The sequence below is a fragment of the Pantoea sp. Cy-639 genome, from assembly GCF_011752525.1.
Taxonomy (GTDB): Bacteria; Pseudomonadota; Gammaproteobacteria; order Pseudomonadales; family Pseudomonadaceae; genus Aquipseudomonas.
Genome location: NZ_VWXI01000012.1, coordinates 152,601 through 167,695, shown reverse-complemented (window position 1 = coordinate 167,695; position 15,095 = coordinate 152,601). Strand labels below are relative to the sequence as shown.

Here is a 15,095-nt window from a genome sequence, read left to right as displayed (position 1 = left end):
GGGCAAATTCCCTAAGCCCTTCAATAAATTAAATTTTTTTGAGAAAGGTGTTGACGGCTAATGGGGCCGTCTATAAGATTCGCCGCACTTGTCGGGCACTGCCTGGCACGGGTTGGCAATGTCGGGCAAGGCAAGCGTTTCGCTTCTTTGGTCGGCTGGAAGCTTAAGCGCCCGTAGCTCAGCTGGATAGAGCATCCGCCTTCTAAGCGGATGGTCGCAGGTTCGAGTCCTGCCGGGTGCGCCATTAAGGCCTGGGCAAGTAATCGGTAGTACCGCACTATGGTGGGCGTAGCTCAGTTGGTAGAGCGCTGGATTGTGATTCCAGTTGTCGTGGGTTCGATTCCCATCGTCCACCCCAGATTTTTCAGGGGCGCCTTGATTGTATGATCCGGCGCCTTTGTTTTTGAGTTGCATGCGGACGTGGTGAAATTGGTAGACACACTGGATTTAGGTTCCAGCGGCGCAAGCTGTAAGAGTTCGAGTCTCTTCGTCCGCACCATGCTTCTGTAAGTTTCAATGTTGGTACCGCAACACTGCTTCAATGGTGGGCGTAGCTCAGTTGGTAGAGCGCTGGATTGTGATTCCAGTTGTCGTGGGTTCGATTCCCATCGTCCACCCCATCTTTTTCAAAGGCGCCATGATCGCAAGATCTGGCGCCTTTGTCGTTTCTGTCGCCCGGTAATGGCGGCCTCTGGTGGTGGTGCAATAAAAGCTGATAGATTTCAGCCGGTTGAGCATCCGGCGCAGCGTGCCGGTAGAGGAAGAGCACACATGATTGCAAAAGAGGCGCGCCAGGCCCTGGCGCTGCAACGATTCGCCGAAATCAATCCGCAGATGCTCGAGGAGATCCGTGATCTGGGTGCGCGGGAGCAGGCGCAGCAGATCGAGTGGGCGTTCGAGGATGCGGCGCAGGAGCAGGGTGTCGAGCCTTGGGAGTATGCGTTGCAGTTGATCGCCGAGTCGCCCGAGCAGTTGCAGGCCATGCGCTTGGAGACTCATCGCGAGGTCGCCGAGGCACTGGGGATGGAGTGGGAAGAGTACTGCCAGTTCAACGAGATCGATCCGCAATAAAAAAGGGTGCGGTCTTCTTGCTGGTTGTTTGACAAGGTTTTACCGCCACGCGCCGCCAGGGGTGTCGCATGGTCGCTGATGACATGGGCTCGATCCCGCGCAGGGCGGGCCTTTCAATGAAATCGACCGGTGTCGATCGCCGACCTCCCGGGTGGGGTGACTTCTGGTGCGCGAGTCACTAGAATGCTTGCCCTTGATTCTGGAGTCGGGCTATCGCCGGCTAACGTCTGTGCAACGAGGAATATCCATGCAAGTTTCTGTTGAAAACACTTCCGCTCTCGAGCGCCGCATGACCATCGCCGTTCCGGCCGAGCGCGTCGAGAACGAAGTCAACAAGCGTCTGCAACAGACTGCCAAACGCGCCAAGGTTGCCGGCTTCCGCCCAGGCAAGGTGCCAATGAGCGTGATCCGTCAGCGTTTCGAAGCCGACGCCCGTCAGGAAGCCTTCGGCGACCTGGTCCAGGCTTCCTTCTATGAAGCCATCGTCGAGCAGAAGCTGAACCCGGCCGGCGCCCCGGCCGTCGAGCCCAAGTCGTTCGAGAAGGGCAAGGACCTCGAGTTCGTCGCTATCTTCGAAGTCTTCCCTGAGTTCACCGTTGCCGGTTTCGAGTCGATCGCTGTCGAGCGCCTGAGCGCCGAAGTGGCTGACGCCGACCTGGACAACATGCTGGAAGTCCTGCGCAAGCAGAACACCCGCTTCGAAGCTGTCGAGCGCGCCGCGGCCAATGACGACCAGGTCAACATCGACTTCGTCGGCAAGATCGACGGTGAGGCCTTCGCTGGCGGTTCGGCCAAGGGCACCCAGCTGGTACTGGGCTCCGGCCGCATGATCCCGGGCTTCGAAGACGGCCTGGTTGGCGCCAAGGCGGGCGAAGAGCGCGTGGTCAACGTGACCTTCCCCGAGGATTATCAGAACCTCGACCTGGCCGGCAAGGCTGCCGAGTTCACCATCACCGTCAACAGCGTTTCGGCGCCTGTGCTGCCAGAGCTGAACGAAGCCTTCTTCGCCCAGTTCGGCATCAAGGAGTCGACCCTGGAAGGCTTCCGCGCCGAAGTTCGCAAGAACATGGAGCGTGAGCTGCGCCAGGCGATCAAGGCCAAGGTCAAGAACCAAGTCATGGACGGTCTGCTGGCCGCCAACCCGATCGAAGTGCCGAAAGCCCTGCTGGAAAACGAAGTCAACCGTCTGCGCGTGCAGGCCGTTCAGCAGTTCGGCGGCAACATCAAGCCTGATCAACTGCCAGCCGAGCTGTTCGAAGAGCAGGCCAAGCGTCGCGTGGTCCTGGGTCTGATCGTCGCCGAAGTGGTCAAGCAGTTCGACCTGAAGCCGGACGAAGCCAAGGTTCGCGAAGTGATCGAGGAAATGGCCTCGGCTTACCAGGAGCCTGAACAGGTCATCGCCTGGTACTACAAGAACGACCAGCAACTGAACGAAGTTCGCTCGGTTGTACTGGAAGAACAAGTTGTAGATACTGTCCTCCAGAAAGCGACTGTGACCGACAAGTCGGTCTCGTACGAAGAAGCTGTCAAGCCAGCACAGGCACCTGCCGCTGAGTAACAGGCTTCTCTCGTAGGAAACCCCCACAAGCCAGCCTTCGAGCTGGCTTGTGCGTATTCAAGCCATGACTATTTGGGAGTGAGTGCAGGACATGTCCCGCAATTCTTATATTCAGCAGAGCTCTGACATCCAGGCCGCGGGCGGCCTGGTCCCGATGGTTATCGAGCAGTCCGCCCGTGGCGAACGTGCCTACGACATCTATTCGCGCCTCCTGAAGGAGCGCGTGATCTTCCTGGTCGGCCCCGTAGAAGACTACATGGCCAACCTGGTGGTGGCGCAGCTGCTGTTCCTTGAAGCGGAAAACCCGGACAAGGATATCCATCTGTACATCAACTCGCCGGGTGGTTCGGTAACCGCCGGCATGTCGATCTACGACACCATGCAGTTCATCAAGCCGGACGTCTCGACCATCTGTATCGGTCAGGCCTGCAGCATGGGCGCCTTCCTGCTGGCGGCTGGTGCCGCTGGCAAGCGTCACTGCCTGCCGAACTCGCGCGTGATGATTCACCAGCCGCTCGGCGGCTTCCAGGGCCAGGCGACCGATATCGAGATCCATGCCCAGGAAATCCTCAACATCAAGGCGCGCCTGAACGAGCTGTTGGCCCACCACACCGGCCAGGACCTCGAGACCATCAAGCGCGATACCGAGCGTGACAACTTCATGAGCGCCCAGCGCGCGGCCGAGTACGGCCTGATCGACTCGGTCTACGACAAGCGGCAACTGGCATCCTGAAGCAATGCGCCAGAGCGGGCGGGCGCGGATTGCGCCCGCCCGCGGACTTGAAAAAGCCTGCGATTGCCTTCATCTTGTGTTTCAAGCCTACCGGATTGGATCGATCGAATGACTGACACCCGTAACGGCGAGGACAACGGCAAATTGCTCTATTGCTCCTTCTGCGGCAAAAGCCAGCACGAAGTGCGCAAGTTGATTGCCGGCCCCTCGGTATTTATCTGCGACGAGTGCGTCGACCTGTGCAATGACATCATCCGTGAGGAGGTGCAGGAAGCCCAGGCCGAGAGCAGCGCGCACAAACTACCCTCGCCGAAAGAAATCAGCGGAATCCTGGACCAGTACGTCATTGGTCAGGAACGCGCCAAGAAGGTGCTCTCCGTAGCGGTGTACAACCACTACAAGCGCCTGAACCAGCGTGACAAGAAGGGCGACGAAGTCGAACTCGGCAAGAGCAACATCCTGCTGATCGGGCCTACCGGCTCGGGCAAGACCCTGCTTGCCGAAACCCTTGCACGCCTGTTGAATGTACCGTTCACCATCGCCGACGCCACCACCCTGACCGAAGCCGGTTATGTGGGTGAGGACGTCGAGAACATCATTCAGAAACTGCTGCAGAAGTGCGACTACGACGTGGAAAAGGCCCAGATGGGCATCGTCTACATCGATGAAATCGACAAGATCTCGCGCAAGTCGGACAACCCGTCCATCACCCGTGACGTCTCGGGCGAGGGCGTGCAGCAGGCGCTGCTGAAGCTGATCGAAGGCACCGTGGCCTCGGTTCCGCCGCAAGGCGGTCGCAAGCACCCGCAACAGGAGTTCCTGCAGGTCGATACCCGCAATATCCTGTTCATCTGCGGTGGCGCCTTCTCTGGCCTGGAAAAGGTCATCCAGAACCGTTCCACCAAGGGTGGCATCGGTTTCGGTGCTGAAGTGCGCAGTAAGGAAGAAGGCAAGAAAGTCGGCGAGTCGCTGCGTGAAGTCGAGCCGGACGATCTGGTCAAGTTCGGCCTCATTCCCGAGTTCGTCGGCCGTCTGCCGGTCCTGGCGACTCTGGACGAGTTGGACGAGGCTGCACTGATGCAGATCCTCACCGAGCCGAAGAATGCGCTGACCAAGCAATACGCCAAGCTGTTCGAGATGGAAAACGTCGACCTCGAGTTCCGCAGCGATGCGCTCAAGGCCGTTGCCCGCAAGGCCCTGGAGCGCAAAACCGGTGCCCGTGGCCTGCGTTCGATCCTCGAGGGCGTGCTGCTCGATACCATGTACGAAATTCCTTCGCAGAAGGAAGTCAGCAAGGTGGTCATCGACGAGAGCGTCATCGAAGGGACTTCGCAGCCGCTGCTGATCTACGAGAACAGCGAGCCGCAAGCCAAGGCTGCCCCCGACGCCTGATCGGGCAAGGGGTGGCATTGCAGAAAGGGGCCTTCGGGCCCCTTTTTGCATTTCATGGGCCAGGCGCTTGTAATTTGCCAGGGCTGCCCCCACATTAGCCCCAAGCACCATTTCCAAAGGTTTCCGGCCACAAGGCCGCTGTAGAGGCGAAATCATGAAGACCACCCTCGACTTGCCTCTTCTGCCATTGCGTGACGTTGTCGTCTATCCGCATATGGTCATCCCGCTGTTCGTGGGGCGTGAGAAGTCCATCGAAGCCCTCGAGGCTGCGATGACGGGCGAAAAGCAGATCCTGCTGCTGGCCCAGAAGAATCCCGCCGACGATGATCCGGGCGAAGACGCCCTGTATCGCGTCGGTACCGTCGCTACTGTCCTGCAACTGCTCAAGCTGCCCGATGGCACCGTCAAGGTGCTGGTCGAGGGCGAGCAGCGCGGCGCGGTCGAGCGTTTCACCGAGGTCGATGGGCACATCCGTGCCCAGGTTGCACTGATCGACGAGGCCGAGGCCGCCGAGCGCGAGTCCGAAGTCTTCGTGCGCACCTTGCTGTCGCAGTTCGAGCAGTATGTGCAACTGGGCAAGAAGGTCCCGGCCGAGGTGCTGTCGTCGCTGAACAGCATCGAGGAGCCTGGTCGTCTGGTCGATACCATGGCCGCACACATGGCCCTGAAGATCGAGCAGAAGCAGGAGATCCTCGAACTCGTCGAGTTGCAGGCTCGCGTCGAGCACGTCCTGGCGCTGCTGGACGCCGAAATCGACCTGCTGCAAGTCGAGAAGCGCATCCGTGGCCGGGTCAAGAAGCAGATGGAGCGCAGCCAGCGCGAGTACTACCTGAATGAGCAGATGAAGGCCATTCAGAAAGAGCTCGGCGATGGTGACGAGGGGCATAACGAAGTCGAAGAGCTGAAAAAGCGCATCGACGCCGCCGGCCTGCCGAAGGACGCCCTGGCCAAGGCCCAGGCCGAGCTGAACAAGCTCAAGCAGATGTCGCCGATGTCGGCCGAGGCCACTGTGGTCCGTTCCTACCTCGACTGGTTGGTGCAGGTGCCGTGGAAGGCTCAGAGCAAGGTACGCCTGGACCTGGCCAAGGCCGAGGAAATCCTCGATTCGGACCACTACGGTCTGGAAGAGGTCAAGGAGCGCATCCTCGAGTACCTCGCCGTGCAGAAGCGGGTGAAGAAGATTCGCGGACCGGTGCTGTGCCTGGTTGGCCCGCCCGGCGTGGGCAAGACCTCGCTGGCCGAGTCGATCGCCGCCGCCACCAATCGCAAGTTCGTGCGCATGGCGCTTGGCGGCGTGCGTGACGAGGCCGAGATTCGCGGTCACCGGCGTACCTACATCGGCTCGATGCCGGGTCGTCTGATTCAGAAGATGACCAAGGTTGGTGTACGTAATCCGCTCTTCCTGCTCGACGAAATCGACAAGATGGGCAGCGACATGCGTGGCGATCCGGCCTCGGCATTGCTCGAGGTGCTCGACCCCGAGCAGAACCACAACTTCAACGATCACTATCTGGAAGTCGACTACGACCTCTCGGACGTGATGTTCCTGTGCACCTCGAACTCGATGAACATTCCACCGGCGCTGCTCGACCGGATGGAAGTCATCCGCCTGCCGGGCTACACCGAGGACGAGAAGATCAACATCGCGGTCAAGTACCTGGTGCCCAAGCAGGTCAAGGCCAACGGCTTGAAGAAGGACGAGCTGGACGTCGACGTCTCGGCGATCCGCGACATCATCCGCTACTACACCCGCGAAGCCGGCGTACGTGGTCTTGAGCGCCAGATCGCCAAGGTCTGCCGCAAGGTGGTCAAGGAACACACCGGGCAGAAGCAGGTGAAGGTCAAGGTTGCCGGCGAGCAGCTCGAGCACCTGCTGGGCGTGCGCAAGTTCCGTTACGGCCTGGCCGAGCAGCAGGACCAGATTGGCCAGGTCACCGGCCTGGCCTGGACTCAGGTGGGTGGCGAACTGCTGACCATCGAGGCCGTGGTCATCCCGGGCAAGGGGCAGTTGATCAAGACCGGCTCGCTTGGCGATGTCATGGTCGAGTCGATCACCGCCGCGCAGACCGTGGTGCGCAGCCGTGCACGAAGCCTGGGGATCGCCGCTGACTTCCATGAAAAGCACGACGTTCACATCCATATGCCGGAAGGCGCCACGCCGAAGGATGGCCCGAGCGCGGGTATCGGCATGTGCACCGCGCTGGTCTCGGCACTGACGCAGATTCCGGTGCGCGCCGATGTGGCGATGACCGGCGAGATCACCCTGCGTGGCCAGGTCCTGGCGATCGGTGGCCTCAAGGAGAAACTGCTGGCGGCACACCGCGGCGGGATCAAGACGGTGATCATTCCCGAGGAGAACGTTCGCGACCTCAAGGAGATTCCGGAAAATATCAAACAGGATCTTCAGATCAAACCGGTCAAATGGATTGACGAAGTCCTCCAAATTGCGCTGCAATACGCCCCGGAGCCCTTGCCAGATGTGGCTCCGGAGATTGTCGCGAAAGATGAAAAGCGCGACGGCGATGCTAAGGAAAGAATCAGCACGCACTAGTACGTATTTCGCTGGGGGGCGTTGGTTGACAGCTTTTTCGGGCCCTTGCTATAAAGCGGCACGCCATTGTCAACAGGCCACCCAGCGCACGTTTCATAAGCTTTTCAATACATACTTAGAAACAAACTCAATAGTGATATAAGGGGACTTAGAGTGAACAAGTCGGAACTGATTGACGCTATCGCTGTATCGGCTGACATTTCCAAGGCTGCCGCTGGCAAAGCTCTGGATGCTGTGATCGACTCCGTGACCGGTGCCCTGAAAGCAGGCGACGACGTCGTCCTGGTCGGCTTCGGTACCTTCTCGGTCAAGGAGCGCGCCGAGCGCACCGGCCGCAACCCGCAAACCGGCAAGGCGATCAAGATCGCTGCTGCCAAGGTTCCAGGCTTCAAGGCTGGTAAAGGCCTGAAAGACGCCGTCAACTAAGTCGTCTCTTTCAGCCGGCCCGGGTTCGCCAGGGCCGACCGCGTGACGGCGGGGTCGCAAACGTTCCCGCTGGCACGCTCGCTTCGAGAAGGCGCATCCACTGGATGCGCCTTTCTTTTATCAGGACTCTACCCACGCTCCGCGGTTGTCGACGCAGTGGTACAACCGTTTCTGGGGGACGCATGCTGCAGAATATCAGGGACAATTCACAAGGTTGGATTGCCAAGACCATCATTGGCCTCATTGTCGTGCTGATGGCATTGACCGGCTTCGAAGCCATCTTCAAGGCCACCAGCCACAGTCAGGACGCCGCCAAGGTGAACGGCCAGACCATCAGCCAGAACGAGCTGAGCCAGGCTGTCGACATGCAGCGCCGCCAGCTGATGCAACAGCTGGGCAAGGACTTCGACCCTGCGCTGCTGGACGAGAAGATGCTGCGTGAAGCCGCGCTCAAGGGGCTGATCGATCGCAAGCTGCTGTTGCAGGGGGCCGAGGACGCCAAGTTCGCCTTCTCCGAGGCAGCGCTTGACCAGTTGATCCTGCAGACGCCTGAGTTCCAGGTCGATGGCAAGTTCAGCGCCGAGCGCTTCGATGCAGTCATCCGCCAGATGGGCTACGGCCGTATGCAGTTCCGCGAGATGCTCGCCCAGGAAATGCTCATCGGCCAACTGCGCACCGGCATTGCCGGCAGCAGCTTCGTCACCGACAAGCAGGTCGAGGCGTTCGCCCGCCTGGAGAAGCAGACCCGCGATTTCGCCTCGCTGACCTTCAAGGCCGATCCGGCCGCGGTCAAGGTGAGCGACGACGAGGTCAAGGCTCATTACGACCAGCATGCCAAGGAGTTCATGACCCGCGACCAGGTGGTCATCGACTACATCGAGCTGAAGAAGTCGGCCTTCTTCGACCAGGTCAAGGTCAACGACGACGAACTCAAGGCGCTGTACGAGAAGGAAATCGCCAACCTCGGCGAGCAGCGCCATGCCGCGCACATTCTCATCGAGGTCAACGACAAGACCAGCGACGCGCAGGCCAAGGCCCGCATCGAGGAGATCCAGCAGCGCCTGGCCAAGGGTGAAGACTTCGCCAAGCTGGCCAAGGAGTTCTCCCAGGATCCTGGCTCGGCCAACAGCGGTGGCGACCTTGGCTTCGCTGGTCCGGGCGTCTACGACCCGGCCTTCGAGGATGCGCTGAACAAGCTGGGCAAGGACCAGGTGTCCGCGCCGGTCCGTACCGAGTACGGTTACCACCTGATCAAGCTGCTGGGTGTCCAGGCACCTGACGTGCCTAGCTTCGCCAGCCTCAAGGACAAGCTGACCCACGAGCTGAAGACCCAGCAGGTGGAGCAGCGTTTCGTCGAGGTGACCAAGCAGCTCGAGGACGCCGCGTTCGAGGCTTCCGACCTGGCCCAGCCAGCCCAGGACCTGGGCCTGAAAGTCCAGACTTCCGCGCCGTTCGGCCGTGAAGGCGGCGAAGGTATCACCGCCAACCGTGGCGTGATCCAGGCCGCCTTCAGTGAGGAAGTGCTGGACGAAGGCGCCAACAGCAACGGCATCGAACTCGATCCCGAGACTGTCGTCGTGCTGCGCGTCAAGGAACATCGCAAGCCGGAGCAAATGCCGCTGGAAGCGGTGGCCAAGAAAATCAGCGAGCACCTGGCCAAGGAGAAGGCGACCGCCGAACTCAAGGCCAAGGCCGACAAGCTGATCGCCGGCCTGCGTGACGGTTCGGTCGCCCCGGGCAGCCAGCACTGGACCGTTCAGGAGGCCGCCACCCGCGGTCAGGACGGCATCGATCCGGCTGAGCTGCAGGCGGTGTTCCGCATGGCCAAGCCGGAGTCGAAGGACAAGCCTGCTTATGGCAGCGTGGTCCTGGCCGATGGCAGCCTGGTGGTGATCCAGCTCAAGGGCGTCAACGAAGGGGCTGCCGCCACCGAGGACGAGAAGGCGCAGATCCGTCGCTACCTCGCTTCGCGTGCCGGCTCGCAGGACTTCGCGGCCTACCGCAAGCAGCTCGAAGGCAGTGCCGACATCACTCGCTACTGAGTGTTGCACTGAACGCGAAACAGGCCGCTTATGCGGCCTGTTTCGTTTCTGCGCTGTGCGCCTGCGTCAGCATGGTGCTTCCGGCGGTCTAGCGCCGCTCGCGTTCGTGGCTGTCCAGCGTGTCCCGCGCGATCTCCCGCCCCAGGGCAATCAGCTCCGGTGCCTTGTAGAACTCGAAGAACCGGCACACCCGCTTGGGCACGTTGATCAGTATGTCCGGTGGATAGCCCGCGATCTTGTACTGCGCCAGTGAAGTCTGCATGACCTCGAAGCTCTGGTTGATCAGGTCGAGCAGCGACGCCGGTCCCACGTTGTCGATGATGAACGAGCCGGTGGCCGAGCGCGGCGCGCCTTCGCTTTCCGGCGCCGCCGCCGGCTGCTGGCCTTCCGGCTCGGCACTTTCTCCCAGCCAGGGGTTGGATGACGCTAAGCTCTCGGCGCCGATCTCCTGCTCGATGCGCATCAATTGTTCCGCTGGCTTGCGTCGGAAGGGCAGGCGCGAGCCGAGCGAGCTGATCAGGGCCTCGAAACGCATCTTGAACGCCGCGGGTCGTTCGATCACCGGCAACTGGTACTGCTTCTGGTTGGTGGCGTTGAGGTTGACGGCGATGATCAGGTCGCAGTGGCTGGACACCACCGGGACGATGGGCAAGGGATTGAGGATGCCGCCGTCGACCAGCATGCGATTGCCTTGCATCACCGGGGTGAACAGGCTCGGGATCGCCGCCGAGGCGCGCATGGCCTGGTGCAGGCAGCCCTCCTGGAACCAGATCTCCTGCTGGTTGGTAAGGTCGGCGGCGACTGCGGTGTAGGGGATGCGCAACTGTTCGATGTTGATCTCGCCGACAATCTTGCGGATCTGTCCGAACACCTTGTCGCCGCGGATGGCGCCCAGGCGGAAGCTGACATCCACCAGGCGCAGCACGTCGAGGTAGTCCAGGCTTTCGATCCAGCTGCGGTATTCGTCGAGCTTGCCGGCCGCGTAGATGCCGCCGATCACCGCCCCCATGGAGCAGCCCGCGATGCAGGCGATCTCATAGCCGCGGCGCTCGATTTCCTCGATCACGCCAATATGTGCGTACCCCCGGGCGCCGCCTGAACCCAGCACCAATGCCACGCGTTTACCCATGATGGTCCCCCTGTGCCTGTGCAACGATGGTCCAACAATGCACCCATTGCCGCCTGTGCTTCAATGTGGTCCGCGCTGAGCTACGCTGAGCAGGGCACTTTCCGTTCGTTCAGTCGTCGAACGGCGACCTTTGTCATTTACCCGAGGTAACACCCATGAAAGCCTGGATCATCCTTCCTCTGATTGCCCTGGCCCTGAGCGGCTGCGCGGGCAAGACGGCTTACCGCGACAGCTGCGCGACCCAGCTCGATGCCGCCTGGAAGGAGCTTGACCTGGCCAAGGCGGAAGGCTTCGCCGGCACCGTCAGCTACTCCAAGGCGCTGTCGCTGCTGACCGGCGCCAAGACCCAGCAACAGTTCGAAGGTTTCGAAGGCTGCACCCACAAGGCCGAGAAGGCCCGGTTCTACATTCGTGAGTCTCGCGCCGGTCGTTGATCAGGGAGGTGCGCATGTCCGCCATGCTCGACCATGTGGTTGCCCAGGTGCTGGTGCTGGACGTGCGCCTGCTGGCCTGTCGCGAGCGCCTGGCTGCCGATACCGACAGCGAGGCACTGCATGACCTGCGCACCACGCTGCGACGCCTGCGCAGCCTGCTACGGCCGTTGCGTGGCTTGCCAGGGGTCGATCACCTGGAGGACGCTGCGAAGTCCCTGGGCACCCTCACGACGCCGTTGCGTGATCGTGAGGTGCTGGCTGCGCAGTTGATCGCGCAAGGCCATGGCCAGGCGGGCGAACGCCGCCTGGAAGGGCGGGCGCGGACCTTCGCCGGTGTCGCGGCCAGCCCGCAACTGCATCGGGTACTGGCGATTCTCGAGGCCTTTCCGATGTTCCTGCGTGCGGCTGGACGCGAGGGGCTGGCCGAGCATTTGCGCCGACGGCTCGACAAGCGCCTGGAAAAACAGTGGCGTGCGTTACGGGCCGCGCTGGATGACCCGGCCCATGACCGTCATCGCCTGCGCTTGCTGATCAAGCGCGCGCGGTACGGCGCCGAGGCCTATCCGCAGCTCGGACATGCCGGCAAACGTCTGCAACGCTTGCTCAGGCAGGCCCAGGGCGACCTGGGCGATTGGCATGACCGGGTGCAGTGGTTGCTCCAGGCGCGCGATCAGCGTGACCTGTCCGGTTGTACGATGGCCTGGGAGCAGGAGTTGCAGGCGGCCGAAGGCGAGTCCGATATCACCCTGGATGCACTGCGCAAGGCCCTGGCGCGGCGTTGATTGCGTGGAGCGGATGAGTATTCGCCCCGGCGAATGACCGAAATGCGGGCTGCCGTGACTGCGCATGCTGGTTAAGATCGAGACTTTTGCGCAGGAGCCCGGTGCATGAACTTCACAGAGTTGTTGATGGCGGCGCGTGCGCAGCCCGAGGCAGTCGTCGTACCGCCGAGCTGGGCGCAGGGGCGCGCGGTGTTTGGCGGCCTGATGGCGGCGATGCTGCATGAGGCGATGCGGCAGAAGCTCGCCGACGATCGCCCGGTGCGTTCGCTGGCCATCACCTTCGTCGGGCCGGCTGCACCGGATGTACCGATCAGTCTGGAGGTGGAGGTGCTGCGCGAGGGCAAGGCGGTGAGCACCTTGCTCGGTCGTGCGGTGCAGGGCGGGCAGGTGGTGACCCTTGTGCAAGGTAGCTTCGGCGCCGGCAGGCCATCGGTGGTGGCTGTCGAGGCGTTGCCAGCGGCACCTCTGAAGCCTCTTGAGCAGGCTGCGCCAGAACTGCCCTTCATCAAGGGTGTCACCCCCGAATTCATGCGCCATGTGGCCTTGCGGTGGGCGGTGGGCGGGTTACCGTTCAGCGGCAATCCGTCGCGCCAGATGGGTGGATGGGTGCGCTTGCGCGATGTGAGCGAAGCGCCGGCCGAGGCGGCTCATGTACTGGCGCTGGTGGATGCCTGGCCGCCAAGCCTGTTGCCGCACCTCAAGCAGCCGGCGGCGGGCAGTACCCTGACCTGGACCATCGAGTTCATCCAGCCCGCGCCGACCTTGTCGACGCTGGATTGGTGCCGCTATGTGGTGGAGACCGAGCAGGCGCGCGATGGCTATGGGCATGCCGCAGCGGCGCTGTGGACCGCAGAGGGGGCGTTGGTGGCGCTGAGCCGGCAGACCGTTACGGTGTTTGCCTGATTTGGGCCGCAGCCCCTTGCAGGAGCGGCCTTGTTTCGCGACAGGACCGCAACGCGGCCCGTTCGCGACACCTCGTTCGCGGTGATACGACCGAACTCAATGCCGATGCGTATGCCGCTCTCGCCATGCCTTCCACCATGCCCCACTCAGCACGAATCGCGGAAAGGTGATGAACTGCTCGGTCAGCAGCCGTTGCACGGCGTCCTTGCGGTTGGCGAAGGGCTCGGGTTGTTCGGCCTCCAGGCGATGCCCCTGGCGCTGCAGGCCGAGACCGGCGATCAGGGCGATGGCGCCGACCGCCAACTGCGACAGGTCCAGGCCGAGTAGCCCCGACAGCACCAGCAGCGCGCCGAGGATGAACAGCGGTACGGCAATCAGGTGCAGGACCAGGTTGGCCGGATGGCGGTGGTTGTGGTGGTAGCCGCGCCATTGCCAGGCGGGCAGGTTGGGCAGTCGCTTGCTCATGGACAGTTCCTCGCAGACATGTCCAGAAGCTTAGTGCGGCCCCCGCAAGGGGGCCAATCGAGGCTGGCTATGGTGGTCATAGCCGCGTGGAGCTAGAGCTTGAGCTGGCCGATGGCTTTGTTCAGTTCGCCTGCCAGGGTCGCCAACTCGTTGCTGGTGGTGGCCGAACCAACGGTCTGCTGCACGGTTTCCTCGGTGACGTCGCGAATGCTGACCACTGCGCGGTTCATCTCCTCGGCCACCTGGCTCTGCTGCTCGGCGGCCACGGCGATCTGCGTGTTGCTCTCGCGCATCTGCGCCACGGCACTGGTGATCTCGGCCAGGGCCTCGCCGGCCTCGCGCGCCTGCTTGACGCAATCGTCGGCCTTGTACGAACTCTCCTGCATGAAGTCCACCGCGTCGCGGGTGCCGGCCTGCAAATCGGCGACCATGGTGGTGATTTCGTCGGTGGAGGTCTGCACGCGCTTGGCCAGGTTGCGCACCTCGTCGGCGACCACCGCGAAGCCGCGACCCAGGTCGCCCGCTCGGGCGGCTTCGATGGCGGCGTTGAGGGCGAGCAGGTTGGTCTGTTCGGCGATGCTGTGGATCACCCCGACCACGCTGTTGATCTTCTGGCTGTCGTCGGCCAGTTGGCGGATCATCTCGGCGGTCTGCTGCACGCCACTGGAGAGCCCGGCGATCGAGTCCTGCACGCGGCCAACCACGGCCTGGCCGGTGCCGGCCAGGGCGTCGGCGCTCTGCGACAGGTCACGGGTGGCGCCGGCGTGCTGGGCGATGTGGTGCACGGTGGCGGTCATTTCGTTGATGGCGGTGGCGGCCTGGTCGGTCTCGCTCTGCTGGCCGATCATGCCGTGGCGGACTTCGTCCATGCTGCCGGCCAGGCGCGCGGCGCCGGAGTCGAGCTGGGCGGCGGTGCGCGCGACGGTGCTGACCACCCGGTGGTAGGTGGCTTGCATGGCATTGAAGGCACCGGCCATCTGGCCGACTTCGTCGCCACAGGCCAGGGGGACCCGGGCAGCCAGGTCGCCGGTCTTCTCCACGTGCAGCATCACGTCCTTGAGGGTATTGAGCTGGCTGAGCAGGAAGCGGATCAACAGTTGCGAGGCGCAGAGCATCGCCAGCATCAGCACCAGCACGCACACCGCATAGTTGCCGAAACGGTCGAAATACACCTGACGCAGGCTCGGAGACTGGGCAAGCACGGCCAGGTGGCGGTCGCCTTGCTGGAACACCTGGGCGCCGGCCAGGGGGTTGTCGCCGAGGATCCAGGGCGAGGGCAGCGCGACCCAGCCCTGGCCATCGCGCAGCGTTTCCAGGGGTTCCCCGGCGAAAGAGGGCGTCTGTCCGCTGCGCCAGCTGATCAGGTTGTCCAGGGCGGGCAGTGGTTGTCCGGCAGGCCAGGCCGCCAGCAGCCGGGCCTCGCTCTGGGCCTGTGCCACGGCACTGCTGGTCCGGGTCTGTTGCTCCAGATAGACGGCGTAGAGCACCAGCAGCAAGGTGGTGACGAAGGCCACCGCATTGACGGCCCAGAACTTGTATCTGAGGGAAATATTGCTAAGCCAGGCACCCATGGAAGGTCTTCTCTGAATTGGCGGAAACATTATTGGCA

The 15,095-nt window shown here is 62.4% G+C and carries 13 protein-coding genes and 4 tRNA genes; 14 read left to right on the top strand and 3 right to left on the bottom strand.

The features are described 5' to 3' along the window. Positions 1–167: 167 nt before the first annotated feature. The 11 genes from F3J43_RS16205 to F3J43_RS16155 all read left to right on the top strand — a co-directional run bounded on the left by F3J43_RS16205 (position 168) and on the right by F3J43_RS16155 (position 9,773). A tRNA-Arg gene (locus F3J43_RS16205) sits at positions 168–244 on the top strand. 38 nt (positions 245–282) lie between these two features. Beyond that, positions 283–358: transfer RNA gene (locus F3J43_RS16200), tRNA-His, on the top strand. Positions 359–414: 56 nt separating this feature from the next. After that, positions 415–499: transfer RNA gene (locus tag F3J43_RS16195), tRNA-Leu, on the top strand. Positions 500–544: 45 nt separating this feature from the next. After that, a tRNA-His gene (locus F3J43_RS16190) sits at positions 545–620 on the top strand. A 151-nt stretch (positions 621–771) separates the two neighbouring features. Beyond that, positions 772–1,071 (top strand): DUF6388 family protein, encoded by a 300-nt coding sequence (locus F3J43_RS16185; RefSeq protein WP_166888486.1) that lies wholly within the window; start codon positions 772–774, stop codon positions 1,069–1,071. Between the two features lie 247 nt (positions 1,072–1,318). Continuing rightward, positions 1,319–2,629, top strand: a complete 1,311-nt coding sequence (gene tig, locus F3J43_RS16180; RefSeq protein ID WP_166888482.1) for a trigger factor — start codon at positions 1,319–1,321, stop codon at positions 2,627–2,629. A gap of 91 nt (positions 2,630–2,720) precedes the next feature. Next, a complete protein-coding gene (clpP, locus tag F3J43_RS16175; RefSeq protein ID WP_166888479.1) occupies positions 2,721–3,362 on the top strand; it encodes an ATP-dependent Clp endopeptidase proteolytic subunit ClpP in 642 nt (213 codons plus the stop codon). Between the two features lie 108 nt (positions 3,363–3,470). Beyond that, the gene (clpX, locus tag F3J43_RS16170; RefSeq protein WP_166888476.1) at positions 3,471–4,754 is read left to right on the top strand and encodes an ATP-dependent Clp protease ATP-binding subunit ClpX; all 1,284 of its coding nucleotides are present in this window, start codon (positions 3,471–3,473) and stop codon (positions 4,752–4,754) included. Positions 4,755–4,908: 154 nt separating this feature from the next. Beyond that, positions 4,909–7,305, top strand: a complete 2,397-nt coding sequence (gene lon / locus F3J43_RS16165) for an endopeptidase La (RefSeq protein ID WP_166888473.1) — start codon at positions 4,909–4,911, stop codon at positions 7,303–7,305. A 153-nt stretch (positions 7,306–7,458) separates the two neighbouring features. Beyond that, positions 7,459–7,731, top strand: coding sequence for a nucleoid-associated protein HU-beta (gene hupB, locus F3J43_RS16160; RefSeq protein WP_054883552.1), 273 nt, complete (start codon positions 7,459–7,461; stop codon positions 7,729–7,731). A gap of 182 nt (positions 7,732–7,913) precedes the next feature. After that, positions 7,914–9,773, top strand: a complete 1,860-nt coding sequence (locus F3J43_RS16155; protein ID WP_166888470.1) for a SurA N-terminal domain-containing protein — start codon at positions 7,914–7,916, stop codon at positions 9,771–9,773. A gap of 88 nt (positions 9,774–9,861) precedes the next feature. Here F3J43_RS16155 and F3J43_RS16150 read toward each other — a convergent pair whose 3' ends face one another. Next, positions 9,862–10,902, bottom strand: a complete 1,041-nt coding sequence (locus tag F3J43_RS16150; protein ID WP_166888467.1) for a patatin-like phospholipase family protein — start codon at positions 10,900–10,902, stop codon at positions 9,862–9,864. Positions 10,903–11,057: 155 nt separating this feature from the next. Here F3J43_RS16150 and F3J43_RS16145 point away from each other — a divergent pair, with 155 nt between their 5' ends. The 3 genes from F3J43_RS16145 to F3J43_RS16135 all read left to right on the top strand — a co-directional run bounded on the left by F3J43_RS16145 (position 11,058) and on the right by F3J43_RS16135 (position 13,021). Beyond that, on the top strand, positions 11,058–11,336 hold the full coding sequence (locus tag F3J43_RS16145; protein ID WP_166888464.1) for a hypothetical protein: 279 nt from the start codon (positions 11,058–11,060) through the stop codon (positions 11,334–11,336). 14 nt (positions 11,337–11,350) lie between these two features. Then, positions 11,351–12,118, top strand: coding sequence for a CHAD domain-containing protein (locus tag F3J43_RS16140; protein ID WP_166888461.1), 768 nt, complete (start codon positions 11,351–11,353; stop codon positions 12,116–12,118). Between the two features lie 105 nt (positions 12,119–12,223). Beyond that, positions 12,224–13,021, top strand: coding sequence for an acyl-CoA thioesterase (locus tag F3J43_RS16135; RefSeq protein WP_166888458.1), 798 nt, complete (start codon positions 12,224–12,226; stop codon positions 13,019–13,021). A gap of 96 nt (positions 13,022–13,117) precedes the next feature. Here the strand turns inward: F3J43_RS16135 and F3J43_RS16130 are convergent, their stop codons facing one another. Then, positions 13,118–13,486 (bottom strand): Mpo1-like protein, encoded by a 369-nt coding sequence (locus F3J43_RS16130; RefSeq protein ID WP_166888455.1) that lies wholly within the window; start codon positions 13,484–13,486, stop codon positions 13,118–13,120. Positions 13,487–13,578: 92 nt separating this feature from the next. Beyond that, positions 13,579–15,057, bottom strand: a complete 1,479-nt coding sequence (locus tag F3J43_RS16125) for a methyl-accepting chemotaxis protein (RefSeq protein WP_166888452.1) — start codon at positions 15,055–15,057, stop codon at positions 13,579–13,581. Positions 15,058–15,095: the final 38 nt, after the last annotated feature.